General features: G+C 68.1%; 27 protein-coding genes and 1 tRNA gene. 10 read left to right on the top strand and 18 right to left on the bottom strand.

The window, feature by feature from the left end:
* The 4 genes from FBZ89_RS18675 to argH form a co-directional block, all read right to left on the bottom strand.
* Window positions 1-2709 carry a TIGR02302 family protein gene (locus FBZ89_RS18675; RefSeq protein ID WP_186457434.1) on the bottom strand — a complete coding sequence of 903 codons (2709 nt, stop codon included), beginning with the start codon at window positions 2707-2709 and terminating at the stop codon, window positions 1-3.
* Between the two features lie 140 nt (window positions 2710-2849).
* Window positions 2850-4112 (bottom strand): diaminopimelate decarboxylase, encoded by a 1263-nt coding sequence (lysA, locus tag FBZ89_RS18670; protein ID WP_145751383.1) that lies wholly within the window; start codon window positions 4110-4112, stop codon window positions 2850-2852.
* Between the two features lie 33 nt (window positions 4113-4145).
* Complete coding sequence (locus tag FBZ89_RS18665) at window positions 4146-4466, bottom strand: hypothetical protein (protein ID WP_145751382.1); 321 nt, start codon at window positions 4464-4466, stop codon at window positions 4146-4148.
* A gap of 11 nt (window positions 4467-4477) precedes the next feature.
* The gene (gene argH, locus FBZ89_RS18660) at window positions 4478-5923 is read right to left on the bottom strand and encodes an argininosuccinate lyase (RefSeq protein WP_425465967.1); all 1446 of its coding nucleotides are present in this window, start codon (window positions 5921-5923) and stop codon (window positions 4478-4480) included.
* A 96-nt stretch (window positions 5924-6019) separates the two neighbouring features.
* Here argH and FBZ89_RS18655 point away from each other — a divergent pair, with 96 nt between their 5' ends.
* A complete protein-coding gene (locus FBZ89_RS18655) occupies window positions 6020-6544 on the top strand; it encodes a TlpA disulfide reductase family protein (protein WP_246172328.1) in 525 nt (174 codons plus the stop codon).
* A 65-nt stretch (window positions 6545-6609) separates the two neighbouring features.
* Here FBZ89_RS18655 and FBZ89_RS18650 read toward each other — a convergent pair whose 3' ends face one another.
* From FBZ89_RS18650 to FBZ89_RS18625, 6 genes are all read right to left on the bottom strand, one after another.
* A complete protein-coding gene (locus FBZ89_RS18650; RefSeq protein ID WP_145751379.1) occupies window positions 6610-7482 on the bottom strand; it encodes a 3-hydroxybutyryl-CoA dehydrogenase in 873 nt (290 codons plus the stop codon).
* A gap of 95 nt (window positions 7483-7577) precedes the next feature.
* Entirely contained in the window at window positions 7578-8525 is a 948-nt protein-coding gene (locus FBZ89_RS18645) for an electron transfer flavoprotein subunit alpha/FixB family protein (protein ID WP_145751378.1), read from the bottom strand.
* Window positions 8526-8527: 2 nt separating this feature from the next.
* On the bottom strand, window positions 8528-9277 hold the full coding sequence (locus FBZ89_RS18640) for an electron transfer flavoprotein subunit beta/FixA family protein (RefSeq protein WP_145751377.1): 750 nt from the start codon (window positions 9275-9277) through the stop codon (window positions 8528-8530).
* Between the two features lie 195 nt (window positions 9278-9472).
* Window positions 9473-10048 carry a cob(I)yrinic acid a,c-diamide adenosyltransferase gene (locus FBZ89_RS18635; protein WP_145751376.1) on the bottom strand — a complete coding sequence of 192 codons (576 nt, stop codon included), beginning with the start codon at window positions 10046-10048 and terminating at the stop codon, window positions 9473-9475.
* Between the two features lie 16 nt (window positions 10049-10064).
* Window positions 10065-10268 carry a twin transmembrane helix small protein gene (locus FBZ89_RS18630; RefSeq protein ID WP_050898461.1) on the bottom strand — a complete coding sequence of 68 codons (204 nt, stop codon included), beginning with the start codon at window positions 10266-10268 and terminating at the stop codon, window positions 10065-10067.
* A gap of 65 nt (window positions 10269-10333) precedes the next feature.
* Window positions 10334-11704: a globin-coupled sensor protein gene (locus FBZ89_RS18625; RefSeq protein WP_145751375.1), complete on the bottom strand. Its 1371-nt coding sequence runs from the start codon at window positions 11702-11704 to the stop codon at window positions 10334-10336.
* 208 nt (window positions 11705-11912) lie between these two features.
* Between FBZ89_RS18625 and FBZ89_RS18620 the strand changes: the two genes are divergently transcribed.
* Window positions 11913-12773 (top strand): DUF4743 domain-containing protein, encoded by an 861-nt coding sequence (locus FBZ89_RS18620; RefSeq protein WP_145751374.1) that lies wholly within the window; start codon window positions 11913-11915, stop codon window positions 12771-12773.
* Window positions 12774-12902: 129 nt separating this feature from the next.
* Here the strand turns inward: FBZ89_RS18620 and FBZ89_RS18615 are convergent, their stop codons facing one another.
* A complete protein-coding gene (locus FBZ89_RS18615) occupies window positions 12903-13382 on the bottom strand; it encodes a hypothetical protein (protein WP_145751373.1) in 480 nt (159 codons plus the stop codon).
* 114 nt (window positions 13383-13496) lie between these two features.
* Window positions 13497-14345: a tRNA glutamyl-Q(34) synthetase GluQRS gene (gene gluQRS, locus FBZ89_RS18610; protein WP_145751372.1), complete on the bottom strand. Its 849-nt coding sequence runs from the start codon at window positions 14343-14345 to the stop codon at window positions 13497-13499.
* 264 nt (window positions 14346-14609) lie between these two features.
* On the opposite strand from gluQRS, the gene FBZ89_RS18605 reads away from it, so the two are divergent.
* Complete coding sequence (locus FBZ89_RS18605) at window positions 14610-15179, top strand: HNH endonuclease (RefSeq protein ID WP_425465964.1); 570 nt, start codon at window positions 14610-14612, stop codon at window positions 15177-15179.
* 7 nt (window positions 15180-15186) lie between these two features.
* Here FBZ89_RS18605 and FBZ89_RS18600 read toward each other — a convergent pair whose 3' ends face one another.
* On the bottom strand, window positions 15187-16062 hold the full coding sequence (locus FBZ89_RS18600; RefSeq protein ID WP_145751370.1) for a LysR family transcriptional regulator: 876 nt from the start codon (window positions 16060-16062) through the stop codon (window positions 15187-15189).
* Window positions 16063-16318: 256 nt separating this feature from the next.
* On the opposite strand from FBZ89_RS18600, the gene FBZ89_RS18595 reads away from it, so the two are divergent.
* Window positions 16319-18433 (top strand): TonB-dependent receptor, encoded by a 2115-nt coding sequence (locus FBZ89_RS18595; RefSeq protein ID WP_145751369.1) that lies wholly within the window; start codon window positions 16319-16321, stop codon window positions 18431-18433.
* On the opposite strand, the gene FBZ89_RS18590 is transcribed toward FBZ89_RS18595, so the two are convergent.
* The 3 genes from FBZ89_RS18590 to FBZ89_RS18580 are packed head-to-tail and all read right to left on the bottom strand — an operon-like array spanning window position 18434 to window position 20171.
* On the bottom strand, window positions 18434-19021 hold the full coding sequence (locus FBZ89_RS18590) for a demethoxyubiquinone hydroxylase family protein (protein WP_145751368.1): 588 nt from the start codon (window positions 19019-19021) through the stop codon (window positions 18434-18436).
* A 12-nt stretch (window positions 19022-19033) separates the two neighbouring features.
* Window positions 19034-19555, bottom strand: coding sequence for a disulfide bond formation protein B (locus tag FBZ89_RS18585; protein WP_145751367.1), 522 nt, complete (start codon window positions 19553-19555; stop codon window positions 19034-19036).
* 31 nt (window positions 19556-19586) lie between these two features.
* Window positions 19587-20171 carry a YqaA family protein gene (locus tag FBZ89_RS18580; RefSeq protein ID WP_145620028.1) on the bottom strand — a complete coding sequence of 195 codons (585 nt, stop codon included), beginning with the start codon at window positions 20169-20171 and terminating at the stop codon, window positions 19587-19589.
* A gap of 222 nt (window positions 20172-20393) precedes the next feature.
* On the opposite strand from FBZ89_RS18580, the gene FBZ89_RS18575 reads away from it, so the two are divergent.
* From FBZ89_RS18575 to FBZ89_RS18565, 3 genes are all read left to right on the top strand, one after another.
* A tRNA-Leu gene (locus FBZ89_RS18575) sits at window positions 20394-20479 on the top strand.
* Between the two features lie 568 nt (window positions 20480-21047).
* Window positions 21048-21272 carry an AbrB/MazE/SpoVT family DNA-binding domain-containing protein gene (locus tag FBZ89_RS18570; RefSeq protein ID WP_145751366.1) on the top strand — a complete coding sequence of 75 codons (225 nt, stop codon included), beginning with the start codon at window positions 21048-21050 and terminating at the stop codon, window positions 21270-21272.
* Window positions 21269-21661, top strand: a complete 393-nt coding sequence (locus tag FBZ89_RS18565) for a type II toxin-antitoxin system death-on-curing family toxin (protein WP_145751365.1) — start codon at window positions 21269-21271, stop codon at window positions 21659-21661. The genes FBZ89_RS18570 and FBZ89_RS18565 overlap by 4 nt, the downstream gene beginning before the upstream one ends.
* Window positions 21662-21665: 4 nt before the next feature.
* On the opposite strand, the gene FBZ89_RS18560 is transcribed toward FBZ89_RS18565, so the two are convergent.
* The gene (locus FBZ89_RS18560; protein ID WP_145751364.1) at window positions 21666-22307 is read right to left on the bottom strand and encodes a site-specific integrase; all 642 of its coding nucleotides are present in this window, start codon (window positions 22305-22307) and stop codon (window positions 21666-21668) included.
* A 376-nt stretch (window positions 22308-22683) separates the two neighbouring features.
* On the opposite strand from FBZ89_RS18560, the gene FBZ89_RS18555 reads away from it, so the two are divergent.
* Both FBZ89_RS18555 and FBZ89_RS18550 read left to right on the top strand, forming a co-directional pair.
* Window positions 22684-23622, top strand: a complete 939-nt coding sequence (locus FBZ89_RS18555) for a S1/P1 nuclease (protein ID WP_145751363.1) — start codon at window positions 22684-22686, stop codon at window positions 23620-23622.
* A 425-nt stretch (window positions 23623-24047) separates the two neighbouring features.
* Window positions 24048-24284, top strand: coding sequence for a hypothetical protein (locus FBZ89_RS18550; protein WP_145751362.1), 237 nt, complete (start codon window positions 24048-24050; stop codon window positions 24282-24284).
* Window positions 24285-24380: 96 nt separating this feature from the next.
* On the opposite strand, the gene FBZ89_RS18545 is transcribed toward FBZ89_RS18550, so the two are convergent.
* Entirely contained in the window at window positions 24381-25010 is a 630-nt protein-coding gene (locus tag FBZ89_RS18545) for a YitT family protein (protein WP_145751361.1), read from the bottom strand.
* Between the two features lie 296 nt (window positions 25011-25306).
* Between FBZ89_RS18545 and FBZ89_RS18540 the strand changes: the two genes are divergently transcribed.
* Window positions 25307-25546, top strand: a complete 240-nt coding sequence (locus FBZ89_RS18540) for a hypothetical protein (RefSeq protein ID WP_145751360.1) — start codon at window positions 25307-25309, stop codon at window positions 25544-25546.
* Window positions 25547-25596: the final 50 nt, after the last annotated feature.

Raw genomic sequence — 25596 nt, 5'->3', positions numbered from 1 at the left:
TCAGAACCGCTTCAGCAGGCGGTCGATATAGTCCAGCTCTTCCTTGGGCCGGCCGGCCTCGCTGGCGCGGCGGCGCAGTTCTTCCAGGATTTCGCGGGCGCGCTGCAGGTCGCCATGGTCGGGGATCTTGACGCTGTCGGTGCTGGCGGCGCCCTGGCCCGTCATCTGGCGGCCCAGCGGGTCGGTGTTCTGGCCCCGGCCGTTGGTGGCGTTGCGGGGGGCCACGCGGGTGCCCCGGCCCATCTGGCGGCCCATCTGCTGCGCCATGCCCTTCAACCCGTCCTGCAGGGCCTCCAACGCCCGGCCCTGGGCCTCCACCGCGTCCTCGGGGGATCCTTCCGACAGGGCGCGCCCGGCCTGGCCCATGGCCCGGTCCGCCTTGTCCAGGGGGGAGGGCGCCTGGCCGGGGCCCTGACCGCCGCCGTTGCCGTTCTCCTGCCCGCCGGGCTGGTCCTGGCCCTGCTGGGCGTCCCCCTGCTGGTCCTGGCCTTCATCGGATTGCGGGCCGGCCTGCCCCCCCTGCCGCTGCATCAGGGCCTGCAACTCGCGGCGCAGGGCGTCCTGCTGCTTGGCCAGGTCGCGGGCCGTGGCATCGGCGGACGGGTCGCGCTGAGGTTGGCGAGGGGCGGCACCCTGGCGGTTGGGGGTTGAGCGGTTGGGACCGTCGCCCCGGGTGCCGGGCTGTGGTGGGCTGTCCTCAGGTTCGCCCCGGTCGCCCTGGCGGAAGGTCTGGTCCATCAGCTCGCGCTGGCGCTTGGCCAGGTCCTGCAGTTTTTCCAGCATCTGCAGGTTCTGGCGCATCTGCTGTTGCTCCGCCTCCGTCGGCGGCTTCTGCGGGCCGGTCTGGACGCTTTCCATCAGGTCCTGCATCTGGTCCAGCATCTTGCGCGCGGCGTCGCGGGCGCCGGTCTGGGCCATCTGCTCCAGCTGCTCCATCATCTGGCCCATGTCCATGGTCTGGGCGTTCTGGTCGTCCGGCGGCGGGGCGCCGTTCTGGCCCTGCTGCTGGTCGCTTTTCTCCGCCAGGGCCTGCATGTAGCGGTTCAGCGCCGACTTCAGCGCGTCCAGGTCGCGGCGGATTTCCGCCTCCGAGGCGTTGCGGTCCAGGGCGTCGGCCAGGCGCTGGCGGGCGTCGCGCAATTCCGTCTCCGCCGAGGCCAGGCTGCCGTCCTCGATCTTCAGCGCGGTGTCCCACAACAGGTCGGCCACGTCGGTCAGCGACCGCCCGTCGTCGTTCAGGCCCAGGTGCCGGGCGGCGGCGTACAGCGCCATGAACACGGTGGGATCGCCGGCATAGCCGTCCAGTTCACCCGCCAGGCTCAGCAGGGCGCTGGCGGCGGGCTTGCGCGCCTCCTCCCCCTGGTCCAGCAGGGCGCGGCGCTGGGCGATGACGGCCTTGGCCGTGGGGTTGTTGAACACCCGTTCCGGCAGGGTGGTGGTCTGGGTGTCGCTGGTCGCCGTCTGGCCGGCGGTGTCGGTGGCCGCCAGCTGGATGGTCACGGGCTGCCCCGCCCAGGGGCTGGCCGTCAGGTCGAAATAGCCGGTGGCGTTGGCCACCACCGGCGTGCCGGCGGCGGACGCCTCGCGGCTGGGCCGGGGGGGCACGGGCAGGGTCAGGACCAGGGGTTCCACCGTCGTGCCTTCCGCGCGCGTGGTGGGGGTCACGGTGGCGGTGACGCTGGCGATGCCGTAGTCGTCGGCGGCGGTGTAGTCCAGGCGCAGGGCATAGCGCTCGGTGGCGCTGGGCTTTTCGCGGAAGGCGATGGCCGGCGGGTCGTCGGCGACGATGCGGATGGGCCAGCTGCCCAGGGTGCGGCCCCGGTCGGCGACGGTGATGCGCTGGCCCTTGGTCACGGTGCGGCTGGTCTGGAAGCCGCCGGTCGCGGCCGCGTCCAAGGCCACGGCGTCCTCATCCAGCGACAGCGTGGGCGCGCGATGGTGGGGGCCCAGGCGCGCGGTGACGGTGGCGCCCGCCGGCACGGAAATCGCGCCCTTGATGTCGCCCCGGGAGTCAACCGCGCCGTCGCCCTGGGGGGCTTTGCCCCGGCGGGTCAGGAATTGCGGCGGCAGGCCGGTCGATTCCGGCGGGGTGATCCAGACATCCAGGTCGGCCTCGGCGCCGGCGGGCGGCGCCTCGAACCCCGGATCCAGCGCCTCGATCAGGCGGGGGCGCCAGTCACCCCAGGCCATGATGGCCGCGATCGCCAGCAGCAGCGCGGCGACGTGCCGCAGGGCCCAGGGGTCGCGGCTGGGCAGATCCAGGGTGGGCCACCCGGCGCGCACCCCCGCCAGGGCGCGGCGCGCGCGATCCTGCGCGGCGGCCCACAGGGTGGCGGCGGGGCCGGCCTGGTCCACGGGCGTGTCGATCAGCAGGTCGAAGGGCCGATGGCGCAGGTTGTTGTCCCGCTCCAGCCGGCGGAACACGGCGTCGCGGTCGGGCAGGCGCAGGCCGCGCAGGCGGCGGACCAGCAGGGCGACGACAGCGGCGGCGAAGGCGGCCAGCGCCAGGCCATGGGCCCAGGGCGGCAGGTGGGGCAGGGCGCCCGACCAGGCCAGCGCCAGGCCCAGCATCAGCAGGCCGGGCAGGGGCCACAGCCGCAGGCCCACCCGCTCCGCCGCCAGCGACAGCCAGGCGGCGCGCAAGGGGCGGCGCCAGGGTTTCAGCGGCGGCGGGACCAGGGGCAGGTGCGCGCGATTCGGCAGGGACACGACAATGCCCCTGGGCACGGGCGCGGCGGCATCGGATGCCCGTCGCCCGTCCTTGCGGGAGGTGAGTGCCCTCTCAGCCATGCCGTCGGTACCCTTTCGGCTGCCCCGTGCCCTCTGGTGTGGGCCCTATGCCCTGCGCCTTAAACGTGGCGCCATTGGGGCGCCACGTCCAGGGCCAGCATTTCCTCGAACGTCTGGCGGCGGCGGATGACCGCCCACCGGCCCTCATCCACCAGCACCTCCGCCACCAGCGGGCGGGAGTTGTAGGTGGACGACATGGCGGCGCCGTAGGCCCCGGCGGTCATGAAGGCCACCAGTTCGCCCTGGGCCACCGGCGGCAGCTCCCGCTGGCGGGCGAAGGTGTCGCCTGTCTCGCAGATGGGGCCCACCACGTCCATGGGGGAAAGCGGGGCGTCGGCCGCTGGCTCCAGCACCGGGCGGATGCCGTGATAGGCGTCGTACAGCGTGGGGCGCATCAGGTCGTTCATGGCCGCGTCCACGATCAGGAAGCGGCGGTGCAGCCCTTCCTTGACGTAGATGACGCGGGCCAGCAGCACGCCGGCGTCGCCCACCAGCGACCGGCCGGGCTCCAGCGTCAGGCGGCACCCCAGGTTGCCCAGGCGCTTGCGCACGATGCCGGCATAGGCGTCGTGGTCCGGCGCCGCCTCGTTCTTGTAGGGCACGCCCAGGCCGCCGCCCAGGTCCAGCCGCTCGATCTTCAGGCCGGCCTCGCGGGTGGCGATCACCAGGTCCGACAGGTGGCCGTAGGCGTCGTCATAGGGGCTGATGTTCAGCAGCTGCGACCCGATGTGGACGGCATAGCCCTTGGGCGCCAAGCCGGGCAGGCCGCTGGCCTTGGCATAGGCCGCCACCGCGTGGCCCAGGTCGATGCCGAACTTGTCCTCCTTGCGGCCCGTGGCAATCTTGCCATGGGTGCCGGCGTCCACGTCCGGATTGATGCGCAGGGCCACCGGGGCCACGCGGCCCATCTCCGTCGCCACGGCCGACAGGGCCTCCAGCTCCGGCAGGCTTTCCACGTTGATCTGGTGGATGCCGGCCACCAGGGCCGCCGCCAGCTCGTCCCGGGTCTTGCCCACGCCGGAGAACACCACCTTTTCCGGCGGCACGCCGGCGGCCAGCGCGCGGCGCATCTCCCCTTCCGACACGACGTCGGCGCCGGCGCCCAGGCGGGCGAACAGGCTGATGATGGACTGGTTGGAATTGGCCTTCAGGGCGAAGCAGACATCCACCGGGTCACGGGCGAAGGCCCGGGCGTAAGCCTGGTAATTGGCCCGCAGGCGGCTGGCGGCATAGACATAGACGGGGGTGCCGACGGCCTCGGCCAACCGGTCCAGGGGAACGCCGTCGGCGGTCAGCACGCCGGAAACATAGGAGAAGGCCATCGAAATCCAAACCGTCGCGTCTGCTGGGGCCCTTTACTGGGGCGTTGAGGAACCGGAGGAGGAAGGGGTGGTGGTGCCGCCCATCATCGGCCCGCTGTTGGTGATGACGGGGCTGTCCGGCATGACGCCATAGGGCGCGCTGGGCTGTATGGTGGCGGGCGACCCGGCCGGCTGGTCGGCCGAGCTGGGCAGCGCCTCCTTCACGTTGGGCTGCGGATCCAGTTTGGGGCTGGGGTAGAAGTTCAGGGGATGATCCTCGCCGTCCGGGGTGTCCAGGGTGTGGGCGATCTTGCCGCAGGCCGACAGCGCCAGGGCGGCGGCGGTCAGACCGGCGATCAGCAGAACCTTTTTCATATGGCTTACCCTCACAGGAACCGTTCCCGGGCGGCGGCCACGGCCGCGCGCACGCGTTCTGGGGCCGTCCCGCCGAAGCTGGTGCGGCTGGCGACGGAGGCTTCCAGGCTCAGCACGGCATAGACCTCCTCGGTGATGCGGGCGTCCACGCCGCGCATGACATCCAATGGTACGTCCGACAGGCCGCAGGCCCGTTCCTCGGCCAGCCGGACGATGCGGCCGGTGACATGATGCGCCTCGCGGAAGGGCAGGCCAAGACGGCGCACCAGCCAGTCGGCCAGGTCGGTGGCGGTGGGGAAGCCCGCCTCCACCGCGCGGCGCATGGCCGCCGGGTCGGGCGTCATGTCCTGGATCATGCCGGTGGTGGCGGCCAAACAGAGGGCCAGCGTGTCGTCGGCCTCGAACACCGGTTCCTTGTCTTCCTGCATGTCCTTGGAATAGGCCAGCGGCAGGCCCTTCATCACCACCAGCAGGCCCGACAGGGCGCCGATGACGCGGCCGCACTTGGCGCGCACCAGCTCGGCCGCGTCCGGGTTCTTCTTCTGCGGCATGATGGAGCTGCCGCTGGTGAAGGCGTCCGACAGGCGGATGAAGCGGAACTGGGTCGTGCACCACAGCACGATCTCCTCCGCCAGGCGCGACAGGTGAACGGCGCAGATGCCGGCGGTGGCCAGGTAATCCAGGGCGAAATCGCGGTCGGACACGGCGTCCAGCGAATTGGCCGTCGGCCGGTCGAAGCCCAGGGCGGCGGCGGTGGCGTCGCGGTCGATGGGATAGGGCGTGCCCGCCAAGGCCGCGCTGCCCAGCGGGCATTCGTTCAGGCGGGCGATGGCGTCGCGCACCCGGGCGCGGTCGCGGCCCAGCATCTCCACATAGGCCAGCAGATGGTGGCCGAAGGTCACCGGCTGGGCCGTCTGCAGGTGGGTGAAGCCCGGCATGATGGTGTCGATGTTGCGGTCGGCCTGCTCGATCAGGGCCGCCTGCAGCGCCTTCATGTCGCCGTCCAGGCGCTGCAGGGCGCCGCGCACCCACAGCTTGAAGTCGGTCGCCACCTGGTCGTTGCGTGAGCGCGCGGTGTGCAGGCGGCCGGCCGGCTCGCCGATCAGTTCCTTCAGGCGGGACTCCACGTTCATGTGGATGTCCTCATGCTCGGTCTTGAAGACGAAGCGGCCGTCGCGGATTTCCTCGGCCACTTGGTCCAGGCCCTTCAGGATGGCGCCAGCGTCGTCCTGGGTGATGATGCCCTGGGCCGCCAGCATGGTGGCGTGCGCCTTGGACCCGGCGATGTCCTGCGCCCACAGCTTCTTGTCGAAGCCGATGGACACGTTGATGCGCTCCATGATCTCCGACGGGCCACGGCTGAAGCGGCCGCCCCACAGCTCGTTTACCGCGCCGTTCGCTGCGGCATTCTGGTCGGGCGTGGCGTTTTCCGGGGTCGCGGGAGTTGACGTCATCAGGGGTCGGGGACCAATTGTAGCGGGGCCGGCGTAGGGGCCCGGTGAACGAGGGTGATGGCAAGAATGGCGATTTTGCGGTTTCTCGCAAGGATTGGCGTGGTCGCGTCGGTCGTTTTCTGCGCTGGTGCGGCATGCGCGGCCGGTAATGCGGCCCCGGTGCTGAAGGGCGGCATCACCCCCTTCACCGAAACGCCGGACCATCCCCAGGTTCCCGACCTGGCGCTGACCCGCCCCGACGGCAGCGGCATCCACCTGTCGGACCTCAAGGGCCACCTGGTCCTGCTGAACCTCTGGGCCACCTGGTGCGGCCCCTGCGTCCAGGAACTGCCGTCGCTGGATAAGCTGCAGGGCGCCATGGGCGACAAGAGTTTCGAGGTCGTGGCCCTGTCGCTGGACCGGGGCGGCGCCCGCGTGGTGACGCCCTTCATCCAGAACCACGGCATCACCCACCTGTCGACCTGGCTGGACCCCAAGAGCACGGCCATGTCGGTGCTGAAGCCACGCGGCCTGCCCACCACCCTGCTGATCGATGCCCAGGGGCGCGAGATCGGCCGCCTGGAAGGCGATGCCGATTGGAATTCCCCCGAAGCGCAGGCGCTGATCAAGTTTTATAAGAAATAAAAAACCCGCCCCCCTGCGAAGGGGGGCGGTTTTTTTGTTGAAGTGAACCTAGCGCGTGGGGCCCCTTAACGGGTAGGCCTGGGCGTATCGCCGGAATAGTCGTAGAAGCCACGGCCCACCTTGCGGCCCAGCCAGCCCGCCTCGACATACTTCACCAGCAGCGGGCAGGGCCGGTACTTGCTGTCGGCCAGGCCCTCGTACAGCACCTGCATCACCGACAGGCAGGTGTCCAGGCCGATGAAATCCGCCAGTTCCAGCGGTCCCATGGGATGGTTGGCGCCCAGCTTCATGGCGGTGTCGATGGCCTCGACCGAGCCCACGCCCTCATACAAGGTATAGACCGCCTCGTTGATCATGGGCTGCAGCACGCGGTTGACGATGAAGGCGGGGAAGTCCTCCGACACGGCGGGGGTCTTGCCCAGCTTGAACGTCAGTTCGCGGATGGCCTGATAGGTTTCCTCATCCGTGGCGATGCCCCGGATGATCTCCACCAGTTGCATTACCGGCACCGGGTTCATGAAGTGCATGCCGATGAACTTGTGCGGCCGGTCGGTGCAGGCGGCCAGCCGGGTGATGGAGATGGACGAGGTGTTGGTGGCCACCAGCGCGTCGGCCTTCAGGTGCGGCACCAACTCCTTGAAGATGCCGCGCTTGATGTCCTCGTTCTCGGTCGCGGCCTCGATCACCAGGTCGCAATCGCCCAGGGTGGACATCTCCGTGCCGGTGGAGATGCGGGCCAGGGCCTCATCCTTTTCCAGCTCGGTGATCTTGCCCTTTGAGACTTGACGGTCGAGGTTCTTCTCAAGGGCTTGCATGGCCCGAGAGAGCGACTCCGGGCTGGTGTCCATCAGCCGGACCGTATGGCCGGACAGCGATGTCACGTGGGCGATGCCCGTGCCCATCTGCCCCGAACCGATGATGCCGATCGTGCGTATCATGGTGTCTGTCCTTGCAAGGCCACCCTGGCGGGGTCCCCCGATACTGCCAGGGGACCCTTAACAAGAGATAGAGTAGGGTGTTGAACGGGCTTGGGTCAGCCCGCCTTGCCCAATTCCGCAGTCAATTCCGGCACGGCCTTGAACAGGTCGGCGACCAGGCCGTAGTCGGCGATCTGGAAGATCGGCGCCTCTTCGTCCTTGTTGATGGCGACGATGACCTTGCTGTCCTTCATGCCGGCCAGGTGCTGGATGGCGCCCGAGATGCCCACGGCGATATACAGCTCCGGCGCCACGATCTTGCCCGTCTGCCCGACCTGGTAGTCATTGGGCACGAAGCCGGCGTCCACCGCAGCACGAGAGGCGCCCACGGCCGCCCCCAGCTTGTCGGCCAGGGCCTCCAGCAGCGGGAAGTTGTCGCCCGACTGCATGCCCCGGCCGCCCGAGACGATGACGCGGGCCGACGTCAGCTCCGGCCGCTCCGACTTCGACACCTCCTGGCTCACGAACGTGGACAGGCCGGCGTCCGCCGCGCCCGACACGGCCTCGACCGCCGCGCTGCCGCCGGTGGCCGCCACCGCCTCGAACGCCGTGCCGCGCACCGTCGCCACCTTCACCGGGTCGCTGGACTGCACGGTGGCGATGGCGTTGCCGGCATAGATGGGCCGGGTGAAGGTGTCGGGGCTTTCCACACCGGTGATGTCGCTGATCTGCGCCACGTCCAGCAGGGCCGCCACGCGCGGCGCCACGTTCTTGCCGAAGGTGGTGCTGGGCGCCAGCACATGACTGTAGCCGCCGCTCTTCACCAAGTTCACCACCAGCGGGGCCACGTTCTCCGCCAGGCCGTGCGCCAGTTCGGCGGCATCGGCCGTCAGCACCTTGGCCACGCCGGCCACCTGGGCGGTGGCGTCCGCGACAGAGGCAATACCCTGGCCGATGACCAGGACGTGGACGTCGCCGCCCAGCTTGGCGGCCGCCCCCAGGGTGGTCAGCGTCGGGGTCTTCAAACCTTCCGTCGAGGGCTCAGCGATAACAAGAGTCGTCATGGTCAGATCACCCGCGCTTCGGTCTTCAGCTTGGCCACCAGCTCCTGGACGGAGCCCACCTTCACACCCCCGGCCCGCTTCGGCGGCTCCGCCACCTTCAGCGTCTTCAGGCGCGGCGTCAGGTCCACGCCCAGACCGGCGGCGTCCACCGTCTCCAACGGCTTCTTCTTGGCCTTCATGATGTTGGGCAGCGAGGCGTAGCGCGGCTCGTTCAGGCGCAGGTCGGTGGTCACCACCGCCGGCAGCTTCAGATCCACCGTCTCCAGGCCGCCGTCGATCTCACGCGTCACGGCAACGGTACCTTCCGCCGGCACCACCTTGCTGGCGAAGGTGCCCTGGGCCCAGCCCAGGAGTGCGGCCAGCATCTGGCCGGTCTGGTTGGCGTCGTCGTCGATGGCCTGCTTGCCCAGGATCACCAGGCCGGGCTGTTCCTTCTCCGCCAGCGCCTTCAGCGCCTTGGCCACGCCCAGCGGCTGCGTCTCCACATCCGTCTGCACCAGGATGGCGCGATCGGCACCCATGGCCAGCGCCGTGCGCAGCGTCTCTTGCGCCTGTGCCGGGCCCACGCTCACCACCACGATCTCGGTGGCCCTGCCCGCCTCTTTCAGGCGCACAGCCTCCTCAACCGCGATCTCGTCGAACGGGTTCATCGACATCTTGACGTTGGCCGTTTCCACACCCGTGCCATCCGCCTTCACACGGACCTTCACGTTGTAGTCAACGACCCGCTTGACCGCGACCAGTATCTTCATGTCTCAAGCCATCCTTTGGCACTTCTTGGGAAGGGCGCCCGCCCGGTGTGACGCTCCACCCTCGATCTGGCGGGTTCTGGTTATTTTCCCCGTCCGGCGGATCGAGCCATCGGACGTGGTCGGCAAAAATAGGATTGTCCCACAAAGCTGTCAACGCTGCCCTGTTGCACTGCAATATGGCCTAAACCCAAGGGTTTAACGTCCCTCGCGGTTGGCGCCGGGCACCCATAGGACATCGCCGGCCCCCCTGTCATTGACATGGCGCGACAGCACGAACAGAAAATCTGAAAGTCTGTTCAGGTACTTGAAGGCCGCCGGGTTCACTGGTTCCCGCTCCGCCAGGCTGGCCACCAGCCGCTCCGCCCGGCGGGTGACGGTGCGGGCCTGGTGCAAAAAGGCGGCGGCGGGGGTGCCGCCCGGCAGGATGAAGGACGACAGCGGCGCCAGATCGGCGTTCAGCGCGTCAATCTCCCGCTCCAGCCGGTCGACCTGGGCATCGACGATGCGCAGGGGGGGGTATTGGGGGTTTTCCTGTTCCGGCGTGCACAGGTCGGCGCCCAGATCGAACAGGTCGTTCTGGATACGGGACAGGTGGGCGTCCACCGGCGTTCCGGCGGTGTGCAGGCGGGCCAGGCCGATGGCGGCGTTGGCCTCGTCCACCGTGCCGTAGGCCTCAACCCGCAGGTCGTGCTTGGCCACGCGGCGGCCATCCCCCAGCGAGGTCCGGCCCGTGTCGCCGCCCCGTGTGTAGATGCGGGTCAGTGTGACCATGCCGCCCCGCGCGCCGTCATGCGTGGTGACTCAAGGCCAGCGCCGTCAGGATGAACAGCACCACCGCCAGGATCTGCAGGCGGATGCGCCACCACATCAGGCGGTTACCCGTGGTGCCGGCCTTGTCGCCGCCCCGGGCCATGGTGAACAGGCCCAGGATCAGGACGCCCAGCACGGCCAGCATGGTGGCGCCCAGGCAGAAGAAGAGGAATGTGCCCATGGCCGCGATTATAGCGTGCGCTGGCGCGCTTGCCCATCGGCTTGGGGCCATTCCTCCTCGGGGGATCACGCGCTTTCCCGCAAGCGGGCGGCGAAGGTTTGCGCCCCCTCACGCAGGCGCTGGGCCTGAAGCCCCAGGTCGCCGGACGATTGGCTCAGACGGCCGGCCGCCGCCCCCGTCTGGCGGGCGGCGTCGGCCACGTGGCTGATGTTGGCCGAGACGCTGGCGGTGCCCGTGGCCGCCTGGGCGATGCTGCGGGCGATTTCCCGGGTGGCGCTGCTTTGTTCCTCCACCGCGCTGGCGATGGAGGTCGCGATCTCATCCATGCCGGCGATGACGCTGCCGATCTGGCTGATCGCCGAGACGGCTTCTTCCGACACGTGGCGGATGGCGCCCACCTGGGCGGAAATCTCCTCCGTTGCCTTGGCGGTCTGGGTGGCCAGGGTCTTGACCTCGCCCGCCACGACGGCGAAGCCCTTACCCGCCTCGCCGGCTCGCGCCGCCTCGATGGTGGCGTTCAGGGCCAGCAGGTTGGTCTGGCTGGCGATGGTGTTGATCAGGCTCAGCACGTCGCCGATGCGGGCGGCGGCGGCCACCAGGCCGCGCACCGCGCCGTCGGTGCGCCGGGTCGTTTCCAGGGCCTGTGCCGAAATCTTGTTGGATTGCACGACGCGGGCGCTGATCTCGGTGATGGAGGCCGACAGTTCCTCGGTCGCGCTGGCCACCGATTGGACATTGCTGGCGGCGCTGCCGGCAGCCGTGTCGGCCTGCGTGCTTTCCGCCAGCGACTGGTCGGCGGCTTGCGTCAGCAGGCTGGCGTCCTGGCGCAGCCCGCCCACGGCGCCGCCGATGCCATCGATGACGCCGGCCATGGTGTCGGTGAAATTCTGGGCCAGGCCTTCCAGCACCCGCTGCCGGTCCTTGCGCCCTTCCTCGATATAGACGGAGATGGCCAGATCCATGTCCAGCATGACGGCGCGCAGCAGGGCCTGTTGCAGGCGGGCCACGTCCAGGCGCGGCCGCAGCCAGGCGAAGGGCCCGCGCCGGTCCATGCGCGTCACCATGGCCAGCAACTCGCCGGTGATGAAGGCATAGCCGCCGATGTACCAGCGTGGCTCCAGTCCCAGGCGGTTGTGGGCGCGGCCCACGCGGATGACGCTGTCCAGGTAGGTGGCGTCGAAGGTGCCGGTGACGATGGCCGCCCAATGCCGCATCTGCATGTCCTTCACGTGCGACAGGTGCTTGTCGCCGCCGAAGAGTTTGAAGATCGCCGGCTGGGTCCGCAGCTTGGCGTAGAACCGGTCCAGAATGGTGGGCAACTCGCGTTCGACATGCGGGCGCAGGCCGCGCAGGGCGTCCCGGGTCACGGCGTCGATTTCCAGAAAGGCCAGGCGTTCCTGGAACTGGCGCTGCATGGAGTCTTCGTCAGCAGTCATGATTTTCTCCGGGGCGTGTATGCGGCGCTCGGCTGGCACCGTGCGGACGCATCAAAGTCATGCCAGGTTGATGAATTATCCGTAAAGACAACCGGCCGGCCAGCCCCACCCTAACCATTTGGCAATAGTAATTGATGCAGATTGACCGCGACCGTTTGGCCGCCACGGGCGGCATTGCGTCCGCGCCTTGTCCGGGCTAAACCGGGGCATGGCCTTCATTCGACACATCCAGGCGTGCAACACTCACGACGCGGCGGCCTTCCTGCCCTTTGCGGTCAATGGCCGGCCGGTGGGGCAGGTGCGTCCCGCCTTCGCCGACCGGGTGGCCGGCCTCAGCGACGCCTTCCGCCTGACGGGCGGGGCGGCACCCCTGCTGGACCTGCTGCCTCCCGATCCCGCGCGCCGCAGCCAGGCCGTGGCCGAGGTGGTGGCGGTGCTGGCGGCGGAGGGGATGGTGCCCCCCTTGCGCGGGGAGGATTTCCCGGTGCTGGCGCAGTGGGGCCAGCCGGAACTGCTGAAAATCGACCGTGCGGCCGTTCCCGGTTTCGGCGCGCGCGGCTTCGGCCTGCACGTGAACGGCTATGTGCCCGGCCTGGATGGGCGTATCGAGATGTGGGTGGGCCGCCGCGCCCGTGACCGCGGCGTGGCCCCAGGCAAGCTGGACAACATGGTGGCGGGCGGGCAGCCGGCCGGTCTCAGCCTGGCGGAAAACCTGGTGAAGGAGGCGCATGAGGAGGCGGGGCTGGATCCCGGCCTGGCCCGTGCCGCCGTGCCGGTGGGCGCCATCACCTATGTCTTCGACACCGTGGCCGGCCTGCGGCGCGACACCCTGTTCTGCTATGACCTGGCGCTCAGCCGCGACATCATCCCGCGCAACACGGACGGCGAGGTCGAGGCCTTCGAGCTCTGGCCCCTGGCCCGCGTGGCCGACAGCGTGCGCACCACCGACGACTGGAAGTTCAACGTCAACCTGGTGGTGATCGATTTCCTGATCCGCCACGGCCAACTCAGCCCGGATCACGAGCCGGATTACATGGATTTGGTGACGGGTTTGAGGGCGGTGGATTGAAGCGCGACAGCTTCTCCCGCCCAGCGTTCCTTCAGGACGCGACCGCGTCCGCCGGAAGTTTCCGGGGAGCGTAGCGGACTGGAAACTGAGGATAGCCAAGGGGCGGACGCCCTGCCGGCGCCTGAGGACTCAGAAAAGCGCGTCGATCGCGTCCTGGTCCAGCGTGGCCTGTTCGGTGGCGCCGTGGACGATGGCGCTGCCCCGGTCCACCAGCTTCTGCAGGCGCTGCCAATAGTCCGTCGCCAGGAAGCCCAGCATCTCCGGCGAATCCTGTTCCGTCTCCAGCGCCATCACCGCCTCGGCGATAGTCGCGTCCAGCTCTTCCACCACGCGGTCGAAGGGCTGGCGGTATTCCGGCGGCACATGGTCGTAGGCGTCGATGGCCAGTGCCGCGAAACCCAGGCCGCTGCCCTCAAAATGCTGCTTGTAGGTCTTGGGGTGCCAGGCGCGGATCTCTTCCAGCATGTCCGGCATGTCGCCCAGCATGGACAACAGCATGATCACTTCGTTGAAGTGATTGAAGTAGTCCGTCGACAGCAGGGTGTTGCCGTCTATCGTCGTGTCTTTGACGAGGGTGCGGTAGTGGGCGAGGGTATCGGCATCAGGCATGGCGCGTTCTTACCACGGGGCCTTCCGTCTGGGTGGCGAAAAATTCGCTCAAAAGCGAAGCGTGTGCGCATGGCTAAATGAGCGCGACCCATTGTTGATCAAGTCGTTTCGCGATCAAGGCGTTTCCATGCCCAGGCGATGACAGACCTCGGCCGGTGTGGCGCCCCTGTCACGCAAGGCCGCCAGGCTGGCGGCGCCGTCGCGCTTGGCCAGCCTTTCGCCCCGCTCGTTCACCAGCAGGCGGTGGTGGTGCCAGGTGGGCACGTCCAGGCCCAGCAGGGCCTGCAACAGGCGATGCACGTGCGTCGCCTCCATCAGGTCACGCCCCCGGGTCACCAGGGTGACGCCTTGCAGGTGGTCGTCCACCGTCACCGCCAGGTGATAGCTGGTGGCGACGTCGCGGCGGGCCAGCACCACGTCGCCCAGGATGCCGGGCTGGGCCGCCTGGGGACCGGCCTCGCGGTCGGTCCAGGTCAGCGGCCCGGTCTGACGGACGGCCGCCGCGACATCAAGGCGCAGGGCGTGCGGCGCGCCGGCGGCCAGCAGCTCGGCCCGGCGGCCCGGGTCCATGTGGCGGCAGGTGCCGGGATAAAGCGGTCCCTCCGGCCCATGGGGCGCCGCCCCGGCCCGGGCGATCTCATCCTGGATGTCCTTGCGCGAACAGAAGCAGGGGTACAGCACGCCCCGGCCCGCCAGCCGATCCAGGGCGGCGCGGTAGTCGGCCATATGCCCCGACTGGCGGCGCACCGGCGCCGGCCACCTCAGGCCCAGCCAGCCAAGATCGCGGATGAACGCCGCCTCGAACTCCGGCCGGCAGCGGTTGGGGTCGATGTCCTCGAAGCGCAGCAGGAAGGTGCCGCCCGCTTCCTTCGCGGCATTCCAGCCGAACAGGGCGGAATAGGCGTGGCCCAGATGGGGCAGGCCGGTGGGGCTGGGGGCGAAACGGGTGACGGGCTGGTCCATGTCCCCTGATACCACCGGCGGGCGGCCGTTGCCCACCCCCACCCCCCGTCCCGAGTCGTGGGGGTGGTGTGCGGGGGGCGGGCCTATAAAAAGGGGTAGGCCGGGACATCGACCCCACATCTTGTGGGTAGCGGTATGACGTTATCGTGAAATACCGGGCTCCCCATGAAGGCGAGGATTGCCGAGACGGGCGGGAAAGGCTAATAAGACGGTGATTTCTGGCCGTGGGTTCGGCCCGCGGCCGTCCTCGGGAACGGTGCGGGGGTGGTATTGTCTCCACCACTAGACAGTTGTCCGGCCTTGGTGCTGAACGCCGATTTTCGGCCGCTCAGTTACTTCCCCTTGTCCCTCTGGTCCTGGCAAGACGCCGTCAAGGCGGTCTTCCTGGACAGGGTGAACATCATTTCCGTCTACGACCGCGTCGTCCGGTCGCCCACGGCGGAAATCCGAATACCCAGCGTCATCAGCTTGAAGGAATACATACCGGCGACGCGAAGGCCGGCCTTCACCCGCTTCAACGTTTTCCTGCGCGATCACTTCTGTTGTCAGTATTGCGGTGAGCCTTTCCCCACCCAGGAACTGACCTTCGACCACGTCATCCCACGCTCCCGCGGCGGACGCACCACCTGGGACAACGTCGTCACCTCCTGCTCCGCCTGCAATCTGGCCAAGGGCAACCGGCTGCCCCACGTGTGCGGCATGATCCCCCGCAGCCCCCCCTTCCAGCCCACGGTCTTCCAGCTGCAGGAAAACGGCCGGGCCTTCCCGCCCAACTTCCTGCACGAGAGCTGGCGCGACTTCCTCTATTGGGATACTGAGTTGGACCCGTTCTGATGCCCGGTCATCGGTGGGGCGCCGTGCAGGCCAGGATCCAATCCTGGAACGCCCTCACGCCCGGCGTCAGCGGCTTGGAAAACAAGCGGGTCAGCCAATAGCACCCGGTATCCACGGTCACCGGGAACGGCTGCGCCAGCCGGCCCTCGTCCAGCTCCCGCCGGAACATGGCGGGCGGCGCCAGGGCGACGCCTTCCCCCAGCATCGCCGCCTGGATCATGAGGGTGGAGGCGTCGAACAGGGGGCCCCGCGCCGGGATGCCGGGCACGCCGGCGGCTTTCAGCCAGGCCGGCCAATCCTGGGCCCGATAGGACCGCAGCAGCGGATGCGCGGCCAGGTCGGCCGGCGTTTTCAGGACGGCGGCCAGGGCCGGCGCGCACAGCGGTGTCATGGGCGCGTCCATCAGGCGATGCGCTTCCACCCCATGCCAGGCGCCGTCGCCGAAGCGGATGGCCAGGTCCAGGCTTTCGGTCCACAGATCGACCTTGTTGTTGTTGGTCATGATGCGCAGGTCGACGCGCGGATGGTGGGCCCGGAACGTGGCCAGGCGTTCGAACAGGAAGCCCACGGCGAAGGTGCCGACCACGCCCAAATTGACGATCTCCGCCGGGCCGGTCGCGCTGACGGCGTCCAGCGCCCGCTCCATCATGGCGAAGGCCTCCAGGATGGTGGGCGCCAGGGCTTGCCCCTCATCGGTCAGGATCAGGCCCCGGGTGCTGCGGCGGAACAGGCTGACGCCCAGCTGCTCCTCCAATCCGCGCACCTGATGGCTGACCGCCGATTGCGTGACGTGCAGTTCCGCCGCCGCGCGGGTCAGGCTCAGATGCCGGGCCGCGGCCTCAAAGGCCCGTAGCGCGTTCAAGGAAATGGCGCTGAGCGGCATGGGGACCGTCCTTAGAAAAACTCAGGATAGCGCCAAGGTATCGTCGTTTGCGTTGGCGATCAAAGGCTGGAATTTTAAGGCATTACCGACCGACGGGGGCGGAGCGGCCTGAGAAAAGCGCGGGGAGTGCCCCGTCTTTCGCGAGTGCCGCTCCCCTCGTTTCCAGCCATGCGCCCACGTTTGTGACCTCCCGGCCCACGCCGGCGGGGAAGTGCGCCCATGTGCCTGTGCCAAGACCATATGAAGGGGGAACGGGGTGAAGGTCAGGGGGGTTCGAAACGCGGTCATCGCCAGCCTCGCCGTCGCCGCGCCATCGGCGCTGGCGCAGACGGAAATCACGGTTACGGCCACCCCGCCGGAAGCCGTGCGCCTGGACGACCGCACGGTTTATGACCTGGCGAACAACCTCCAGGCCAAGGGGGGCGGCAGTGTCACCGACGTCCTGACCGCCCTGCCCGCCGTCGGTGTCGATGCCGCGGGCAAGGTCCGCGTGCATGGCGCCGCCGTCACGGTCATGGTCGATGGCAAGCCTTCCCCAGCGTTGCGCGGCATGCCCCTGGCGACCGCCCTGCAGTCCATGCCGGCCAACACCATCGCCAAGATCGAGGTCATCACCGACCCGGGGCCGGAGTTCCGGGGGGATGCCGGCATCGTCGTCAACCTGGTCACGCGCAAGCCGCGCAGCCCGGTGGCCAAGGCGGACCTGGGGGCGGGTATCGGTCCGCAGGGGCGGCGCAGCGGCTCCGCCGCCGGTTCCTTCGGGCTGAGCGCCTGGACGTTCAGCGGCTCGGCCGACGTGCGGGACGACATCCGCTATGATCTGCTGGATATCGACCGGACGGCCAAGAACGCGGACGGATCGGCCGCCGGCCGCCTGGTGGAGCATCGCGCCACCTTCGTGCCCTACACCAACACCACCGGCACCCTGACCGTGTCCTATGCCGCGTCGGACCACGACACCGTCAGCTTCGCCGGGGAAGGGGCCCTGCGCCACCGGCCGCGCCAATACCAGGACGATCTGGACGTCTATGGCCCCGACGGCGGGGTGACCGGCCGCAACGTCACCCAGGACCGCGCCCCGCAGCATTTCGACCATGCCTCCGTGACCGGCGATTACATCCGCAAGGGGGTGGTCGGCGGCGACACGCTGACCGTGAAGGCCAGCCATGAGGATCATGAGACGCTGCGCGACCAGACCGACGACCAGCTCTTCCAGGTTCCGGCCTCCGTGGAGGACATCTATCGGCAGCGGCACACGGAACGTGAACTGATCGATACCGTCGGCGGCGACTATGTCCTGCCGCTGCCCCGGGAGGGGCAGGTCAAGCTGGGTTTCGAGGTCGAGTCGGACCGGGTGCAGTCGGCCTATCAGGCGGGGGCGGTGGGTGATCCGGGCGGTGGCGGGTTCGGCGTCCCCCCCGCAGCGCGCTTCGGCCTCAACCGCACCCTCAGCGCCGGGTACGCCAGCTATCAGCGCCTGCTGGGGCCTTGGCTGGTCAAGGGTGGGCTGAGGGTGGAGTCGATGGCGATGCGGTTCCTGGCGGGGGCGGACGGCATGCCGGATTCGGATGACCTACGCTGGCTGCCCAGCCTGTCCCTGGGCCGGGACCTCAGCCCCGAGAGTCGCCTGAGGCTCAGCTATACCCGGCGCATCGACCGGCCGACGACGGAACAACTGAATCCCCTTCAAACCATCGTCGGGTCGGTCACCATCCTGGGCAATACCGGCCTGCGGCCCAGCCGCACGGACTCGGTGGAGGCCGGCTACACCTATACGGCGGGGAAGGTGACGGCCAGCGGCACCCTGTATGCGCGCCATCTGACCGACGATATCGTGGACTACCGCTATGCCGCCGCACCGGGCGCCACGACGCTGGTGTCCACGGTGGAAAACGCGGGCGGCGGCAGGTCGGCCGGCCTGGACCTGGCGGTGGACTTCCATCTCGGGCCGGACTGGGCGGTCGGCCTCAGTTCCGACCTGTCCCACGTCCGGGAATCCATGCCGGTCGGTGGGGGGGCCGCCGGTGGCAGGGAGTACAGCGGCGCCCTGTTCACGCACCTGACCAAGGTCAACCTGACCTGGACGCCGGAGCAGGGCGACAGCCTGCAACTGCAGGCACAACTGCATGGCCGGTCGCTGGAAGCGGGCGGCACGCGGTCCGGCTATCAGTCACTGACCCTGTCCTATGGTCATGACGTGACGTCCCGCCTGAAATTGATCGTCACCGCCAACGACGTGTTCAATGGCGTGCGGCATGTCACGTGGATCGACACGCCGCAGTACCGGGAACGGTCCGAAGTGGCCGTGCCGGGGCAGATCGTCTATCTCAGGCTGACCTACAAGCTGGGCGGAAACGGTGAAGGGACGTGATCAGACCCGCTCCGCCACCCAGATGACGGCGCGGGTGCCCGCCTTGATCAGGGTGTACAGCACGGGGTAGCCGGTGGTCAGCTCGGCGTCATGGGCCAGGCCGATGTCGCGGTGCTCCAGCTCTTCCGCCCGGAACCGCTCGATGGTGGCCCTCAGATCCGATTCGCCGGGGCCCAGCCGCTCCGCCTGTTCGGCGTAGTGGGCGTCGATGGCCTCCTCCACCGCCACGGTGCAGGCCATGGCGGCGCGCTTCCCCATCAGGGCGGTGGCGGCACCCAGGGCGTAACCGGCCACCTTCCACAGCGGCTGCAGGGCCGTGGGGCGCACGCGGCGCTTCACCATCATCTGGTTGAAGGTGTCCAGGTGGACGCGCTCCTGCTCCTCCATATGGCGGATAGTGGCGCCCACCGGGCTCTTGCCCAGCACCGACAACTGGCCGGCATAGATGCGGGCCGCGCCATACTCGCCCGCCTGGTCCACCCGGATGATGCGGGCGATCTGCGCCTCGGTGCCCAGGTCGCCCGGCAGGGGGCGGCGGGCCAGGCGCTCGGCCGGCTTCGGGGTGTCGGTCGTGGCGGTGGCGGTCATGGGTGCCCTCCCTCAGGCGCGCTTGGCGCCGGCGCGGGCGGCGGCCCAAGCCAGCAGGCCCAGGATCAGCGAGGCCGGGAAGTTGAAGGCGGCCATGGAGATGCCGTGGAAGGTCCACTGCGCCTCGTCACAGCGCACCAGCGGGGCGGACAGCAGGCGTTCGCGCAGCTGATCCAGCGTCAGGTTCTTGGGCATGCTGCTGCTGCAGGTGGTGAAGCCTTCCCACCAATGCTGCTCCACACCCGTATGGAAGCCGGCGATGGCCGCACCGGCCAGGAAGGCCACCCCGCCCAGGACCAGCGAGGCGGTGCGCAAGCGCGTGTTCGCCAGGCCCGGCAGCAGCGCCACGATGGCGGCGACATAGGCCCAACGCTGCCAGATGCAGAACTCGCACGGGTGCAAGCCGCCGACATATTGCGACAGCAGCGCCGTGCCCAGGGCCCCGACCGACGCCAGCACCAGCGCCGCCTGCGGCAGGCGGGGGTGGGCCAGCGGGGACGGGGCGGCGGTCGGGCTGGGCGCGTAGGCGGTCATGGGGGCGGCTTCCGGTTTGGGCGGCGGGGACTCAGAGATGCAGGTACTTCACCAGGATGAAGCCGCTGATGACCAGCAGCAGGGCCACGGTGGTGACCAGCGTCAGGCGCTTTTCCACGAATGTGCGGATAGGCTCGCCGAATTTCCAGAGGAGTGCGGCGACAAGGAAGAAGCGCAGCGCGCGGGAGATGAGCGAGGCGCCGGCGAAGGTGGCCAGATCGAACTGGAAGGCGCCGCTGGCGATGGTCACCAGCTTGTAGGGGATGGGGGTCATCCCCTTCAGGATGATGATCCAGGCGCCCTTCTCGTCGAAGCCCTGCTTGAACTCCATGTACTTGCCCATCAGACCATAGGCCTCGATGACGCGATGGCCGATGGTGTCCCAGAAATAATAGCCGATGGCGTAGCCCAGGAAGCCGCCCAGGACCGAGGCGACGGTGCAGACCGTGGCCAGGAAGAAGGCCCGGCGCCGGTCGGCCAGGATCAGCGGGATCAGCAGCAGATCCGGGGGAATCGGAAAGACTGAGCTTTCGATGAAGGAAATACCCGCCAGGGCCCAGACGGCGTGGCGGTGGCCGGCGAGGGCGAGGGTGCGGTCATAAAGGCTACGCAGCAACGGGCATCTCCGACAGCGGGGCCCCATTCCCTGTGGCGACAGGCCAAAGGGCGGCGGGGCCGGGCGCTACCCGTCTATCAGGTGCGCCCCGCGCCCGCAACCGCCGCCCCCGTCCCGCCGCGTGTCAACCGCGTGGCCTGCGCATGATCCGCCGGCCTCATGCGGCGCTTGACCCCCGGCTTTCTATCGCTATGATCCCCCGCACGCTTGAAAGCGCCCGGTGCCTCCGTGGCGAAATGGTAGACGCGGCAGACTCAAAATCTGTTGGCCGCAAGGTCGTGTTGGTTCGAGTCCGACCGGGGGCACCAATGACTTAGCAGATTTCGGCTTAGCGCCTGAAACTGCTCCAGGACTCACTGGGGACTCACGGTAGAGTATGGGGGCGTATACGGCCCCGCACCCATTGGAGCTGTGGAAGCGTTCGAACGCTTGGCGTCAGATGGCCGCTGGATGGCTTGCAGTCGTGTGCAAGGGGGGGGCTCTCGGGTTGTCAGTCTCGTTCGCACGAGGCAGCCCGCTACGCTTGGCGGCCTGGGGTCAGATGAAGAGCAAACCGTCTGGCCTGCTGGTCTGATAGATGCTGGGGCCCTGGTCGGTGGCCAGGATTCGCCCTATCGCCATGGCCGCCGCTACTGCCCCGACCCGGAGAGCGCTACCTTGACATGGTGGGAGATACAGCTTTCAGCGTGCCGCCGCGTCGGTTAGCCGGGTTTACGGCTGGCAAGCACGCCTACTTCCTGGCAACCGACTCCCACGGAGCATCAGCATACGAAATTGCAATGAATGGGCAAGGGCATTGTGCGTCTCGAGGTCAATGCTCATTGACGTAAGAACATGGGTTATTACATAGTAGCGCACGTAACGACGGAGCGCGCCATGCACACCACCAAGCTGACCAAGGTCGGGAATTCTACCGGGATCACCATCCCGCGTGATGTGCTAGCCGAGGCGCACCTTGATCGCGGCGATGAGGTCACGCTGTCGGTGCGGGATGGCCGCATTGAAATCGCCAAGTCGGACGACACCTACAGCAAAGCCATGGACGCCGGCCGGGCCTTCTCCACCCGCTACCGCCGCGCCATGGCGGTGCTGGCGAAGTGACCGAGTTCCTCGTCCCGCCAATCGAAGCCATTATCGACCTGCATGCGGAATTGCTGGCGGAGCATGGTGGCGCCTCGGGCTTGCGGGACCGTGGCGCCCTTGAGGCGTCGCTGGCCCGCGCCCACCAGATCATTGCCTATGCAGAGGGGTCGGTCACGGTGTTCGACCTGGCCGCCGCCGTGTGCGTCAGCATCCTGCGCAACCATCCCTTCGTGGACGGCAATAAGCGGGCCGGGTTCGTGGCGCTGGGTACGACACTTATCCTGAACGGCCTGTTTCTGGACGTGAGTGAGCGCGAGGCGGCCGACATGATCCTGGCCGTCGCCGCCAGCGAGCGATCGGAGGAAGAGTTCCGCCGGTGGGTGGCGGACAACAGTGTGAAAGGGTGAACTATCACTCCGCTGATGACCGACCGCTGCGCTTGGTCGGCATTGGTACTACCTGGCCGGTATCCTCCGCTTGCCCCGCCTTCAGCGCCGCCATGATCCGTCCCTCCACCTTGTTCGACAGCTCGCGGAGTGGGTTGGCGTCCTTGCTGACATAGCGGCCGGTCATGGCCAGGGTTTTGTGTCCCAGCTTGTCGCGGACCAGGAAGGCATTGGCGCCGGCCTGGCCGGCATAGGTCCCTACTGTGTGGCGGAGATCGTGCAGGCGCACGTCCTGCAACTCCGCCCGGGCGCGGATGCGGGACCAGGCATGGCCCAGCGTGTTCGCCGCCAGCGGCTTCTTGGTGTCCTTGATGCCGAGGAGTAGCCACGGTGAGGTGTGGTCCATCTCCGCCAGGAAGGCCGCGGCGACGGCGCCGATAGGGTGCGCCCGGGCGCCGGCCTTGGCGTCGCGGATATAGAGGGCACCGGCCTCCAGGTCGATGTCAGCCCAGCGCAGCGCCAGAAGCTCACCCACGCGGCAGCCGGTGAGGAGCAGGAGGCGAACGGCGTTCAGGACGAAGCCCTTTAGGAGGGTATCGAAGACCAGCATGTCGGTCGGCCCAGGCTGCATCTGGTCGACCAGTTTCTTGGTGATTTTCGTCTGCATCAAACCCCCCAGGACTCACGGCGAGGGACTCACGCAGTACCCACGGTGGGGAAAATTCCGGCGCATCCGGCCCGATGTCGGAAAACAGGAGAAGGCAATTACCTATTATAAATCAGTGTGATAGCCTGTCACCGATAATCGACGCTCTCCCGGGAAAATTCTGTTGGCTAAGACTCAAAATCTGTTGGCCGCAAGGTCGTGTTGGTTCGAGTCCGACCGGGGGCACCACTTCCATCCTTTGAAATCGCTGACTGCCAAAGATGGCCCTTCCCGGGCCAATTTTTGTGCCAGCATCCCGTGCCCCGCTGTCGCACCCGACATGACAGCGCAATGTTAAGCGGTTAATTTGGCGGCCTTCTCCAGATCGGGACCCCCCATGACCGCCTTTCGCCGCCTCGCCATCGCCGCCGCCATGTCCACCGCCGCCGTCGCCCTCACCGCCGGGCCGGCGCTGGCCTGGGGCCCCAATGGGCATGCCATCGTCGGCGCCATCGCGCAGGACCGGCTGACGCCCAAGGCCAAGGCGGTGGTGGACCAGCTGCTGTCGCTGGAAGGCCACCACACCCTGGATGAGGTGGCGAGCTGGCCGGACACCGTGGGCCACCTGCCCAAGGACAAGGGCGGCCTGCCCGACACGCTGCCCTGGCACTATGTCGATGTGCCCACCGACCAGCCGGCCTACGACCCCGCCCGCGACTGCGCCGACGACAACTGCGTCCTGGCCCGCCTGCCGGAACAGGCCCGCCTGCTGGCCGATACCAAGGCGGCGCCCGAGGCGCGGCTGGCCGCGCTGAAGTGGGTGGTCCACCTGGTGGGCGACCTGCACCAGCCCCTGCATGCCGCCGAGCGCAACCACGACAAAGGCGGCAACGACGTCAAGGTCCGCTATTTCGATGAGGACCGGAACGGCCACCTGAACCTGCACTCGGTCTGGGATGGTTCCATCGTCGACCGTGAGTTGGGCCTGTCGGTGAACAAGGACTATTCGATCGACCTGGCTGCGGCCAAGGCGGCCGCCGCCACGCTGGAACCCGGCATCACCGCTTATGACGCCAAGGCCTGGACGCCCAAGACGCCGTCCACCAAGCCCCCGTTCAAGGGCGCCGGTCTGGACAAGGCGGTGCAGGCCTGGGGCGAGGAAAGCCATGGCCTGGCCCGCGACGTGGTCTATGGCCTGCTGCAGGCGCCGGAATCCGATGGCGTAGAGCGCCTGGCCCAAGGTTACGAGACCGCCGCCTGGCCGCTGGTCCGCATGCGCCTGGAAATGGCCGGCGTGCGCCTGGCCTGGGTGGTGAACCAGGCGGTCGGGCACTGAACCCACGGGCCGTCCGCACCTGACGGACGCGAAGATTCGACACGGCGGCGCCAGGTGGGCGCCGCCATTGCCGCTCGTCATACGATATTGAACATGCTGGGACCAGGGTGCCGGGCATAGGGCCGCCGTCGCGGCCGTTCGCCGGGGGAGAAGCAGTCAGAATGAAGGCGGGCTGTTCTCCAAGGCGTTGGAGCGGCCGCAGCGGCCGGATGTCGATTTGCGTCCCCTGAGCCGCCCCCTCGGGCTGGCGGCCCACGGTGATCGACGCCGGCGGCTGAGGCCATGGTTTGGCGATCGATCTGCTTTATCAGATAATATTCGCGCCAATTACTTGATGTGCGTCAAATAGGGGGACCAATACGAGAGAACAGTTGCGAAGGGGCCGGCGCGGGATTTTCATGGAGGCACAAAGGTGGAGGTGTCCCATGACCCAGTACAGCACCTATTCCCTCGTCTTGAGGGAGCACATCGCTGATCTCGACCCCCTCATTGACCGGTGGACCAGCGGGCATTTCCGGCTGACCGGCGCCGCCCAGGGCGAGGCCGAGGAATTTGTGGGCCGTCTCAAGGAGTTGCGGGCCGACCTGGTCAGCCGCATGACGCGACCGGATCTGGACGGCCGCATAGCCTCCCAGGTCGCCGACGGCATGACGGTCCGTTAGCGGCGGCTGAGGAATTCCCATCGCCCGCGCTCCGCCCCGATGGCGGACGCGGGGCCGGGTGGTTTTGCGTCCGGCGTCCGCATGCGTACCTAATCGTCAGCGCGCCGGATCGGCGGTCAGGCCCAGGTAGCGGTCGGCGCGGTGGTTCATGGCCACGATCATGTTGGCGACAACCGCGCCCATAACCGACAAGGCCAGGCGCTGCGGCGTCAGCACGAAGCAGGCGGCCGTCAGGATGGCCGCGTCCAGGCCCAGTTGGACATAGCCGGCGCGAATGCCGAACCGTTCCTGCAGATACAGCGCCAGGATGTTGATGCCGCCCAGCCCGATGCGGTGGCGGAACAGGATCAGCAGGCCGGTGCCGATCAGCCCGCCGCCGGCCAACGCCGCGTAGACCGGGTTCAGCACGGCGAAATCCACCCAGCCGGGTGTCAGCCGCGTTTCCACCGTGACCAGGCAGACGGCGGCGAAGGTGCGCGCCGTGAAGCGCCAGCCCATGCGCCGCCAGGCCAGGACATAGAAGGGCAGGTTCAGCACAAAGAAGAACAGCCAGAATCCCTGGTCGGTTACATAGTGCAACAACAGGGCCAGGCCGGCGATGCTGCCCACCAACAATGTCGCCTTGGCATATAGCACGGTGCCCAGCGAGACGAGCAGCGTGCCGATGCCCAGCGCCGCCAGGTACTCATAAGATTTGTGGCGCTGTTGATTGACCGAATTCATCATTTATCAGCCGACGAATACTGAGAATTTCCTATCTTATATTGAAATTTAACGCGACGTGATCTTCAATGATCACACGGCAGGTTATCCGCCGGGACGGCCCTCGCGACGTCCGCCATAGGTCATCGCTCCCCTGGCCAAGATCGTCCGCCGGACGTAACCGTCCGCACCTAGTCGGACCGCATAGGGGCCGGGGGACGTTACGGGCTTTCGGCGTAGGGGCCTTGAACCATTGCCCCGTTGCCCATCTCCCCGGTGTTTGAAAGGCTTGAGGGACGCATCACAGCAGGAGGAAAGCCATGAGCACGAACCAGAGCGCCGCGTACGCCCGCGTCCTGCAGGAGCGCATCGCCGACCTGGATCCCCTGATCGAACGGTGGAGCAGCGACAGTCTGATCCTGACCGACACCGCCGGTGACGAGGCCGAGGAATATCTGGAACGGCTGAAGGTGGTGCGCGCCGAAATGGCGGGTCGCCTGGGCCGCCCGGACCTGGAGGTGCCCACCCCGGGCATCACCAACAGCATGCTGGCGCGCTGACCGCCGTCAGCGTGTCGTCTGGTATGAGGAAGCGGCCCGGACGCCTTCGC

The organism is Nitrospirillum amazonense (assembly GCF_007828045.1).
Lineage (GTDB): Bacteria > Pseudomonadota > Alphaproteobacteria > Azospirillales > Azospirillaceae > Nitrospirillum > Nitrospirillum amazonense_C.
The sequence above is the reverse complement of the archived record's forward strand: the minus strand, read 5'-3'. Positions and strand labels throughout refer to the sequence as shown.

Coding starts and splice junctions, on each gene's coding strand:
- lysA (WP_145751383.1), bottom strand. CDS start 4,112: ATGGCCTTCTCCTATGTTTCCGGCGTGCTGACCGCCGACGGCGTTCCC.
- FBZ89_RS18665 (WP_145751382.1), bottom strand. CDS start 4,466: ATGAAAAAGGTTCTGCTGATCGCCGGTCTGACCGCCGCCGCCCTGGCG.
- FBZ89_RS18650 (WP_145751379.1), bottom strand. CDS start 7,482: ATGATACGCACGATCGGCATCATCGGTTCGGGGCAGATGGGCACGGGC.
- FBZ89_RS18645 (WP_145751378.1), bottom strand. CDS start 8,525: ATGACGACTCTTGTTATCGCTGAGCCCTCGACGGAAGGTTTGAAGACC.
- FBZ89_RS18640 (WP_145751377.1), bottom strand. CDS start 9,277: ATGAAGATACTGGTCGCGGTCAAGCGGGTCGTTGACTACAACGTGAAG.
- FBZ89_RS18635 (WP_145751376.1), bottom strand. CDS start 10,048: ATGGTCACACTGACCCGCATCTACACACGGGGCGGCGACACGGGCCGG.
- FBZ89_RS18630 (WP_050898461.1), bottom strand. CDS start 10,268: ATGGGCACATTCCTCTTCTTCTGCCTGGGCGCCACCATGCTGGCCGTG.
- FBZ89_RS18625 (WP_145751375.1), bottom strand. CDS start 11,704: ATGACTGCTGACGAAGACTCCATGCAGCGCCAGTTCCAGGAACGCCTG.
- FBZ89_RS18620 (WP_145751374.1), top strand. CDS start 11,913: ATGGCCTTCATTCGACACATCCAGGCGTGCAACACTCACGACGCGGCG.
- FBZ89_RS18615 (WP_145751373.1), bottom strand. CDS start 13,382: ATGCCTGATGCCGATACCCTCGCCCACTACCGCACCCTCGTCAAAGAC.
- gluQRS (WP_145751372.1), bottom strand. CDS start 14,345: ATGGACCAGCCCGTCACCCGTTTCGCCCCCAGCCCCACCGGCCTGCCC.
- FBZ89_RS18600 (WP_145751370.1), bottom strand. CDS start 16,062: ATGCCGCTCAGCGCCATTTCCTTGAACGCGCTACGGGCCTTTGAGGCC.
- FBZ89_RS18590 (WP_145751368.1), bottom strand. CDS start 19,021: ATGACCGCCACCGCCACGACCGACACCCCGAAGCCGGCCGAGCGCCTG.
- FBZ89_RS18585 (WP_145751367.1), bottom strand. CDS start 19,555: ATGACCGCCTACGCGCCCAGCCCGACCGCCGCCCCGTCCCCGCTGGCC.
- FBZ89_RS18570 (WP_145751366.1), top strand. CDS start 21,048: ATGCACACCACCAAGCTGACCAAGGTCGGGAATTCTACCGGGATCACC.
- FBZ89_RS18560 (WP_145751364.1), bottom strand. CDS start 22,307: ATGCAGACGAAAATCACCAAGAAACTGGTCGACCAGATGCAGCCTGGG.
- FBZ89_RS18555 (WP_145751363.1), top strand. CDS start 22,684: ATGACCGCCTTTCGCCGCCTCGCCATCGCCGCCGCCATGTCCACCGCC.
- FBZ89_RS18550 (WP_145751362.1), top strand. CDS start 24,048: ATGACCCAGTACAGCACCTATTCCCTCGTCTTGAGGGAGCACATCGCT.
- FBZ89_RS18545 (WP_145751361.1), bottom strand. CDS start 25,010: ATGATGAATTCGGTCAATCAACAGCGCCACAAATCTTATGAGTACCTG.
- FBZ89_RS18540 (WP_145751360.1), top strand. CDS start 25,307: ATGAGCACGAACCAGAGCGCCGCGTACGCCCGCGTCCTGCAGGAGCGC.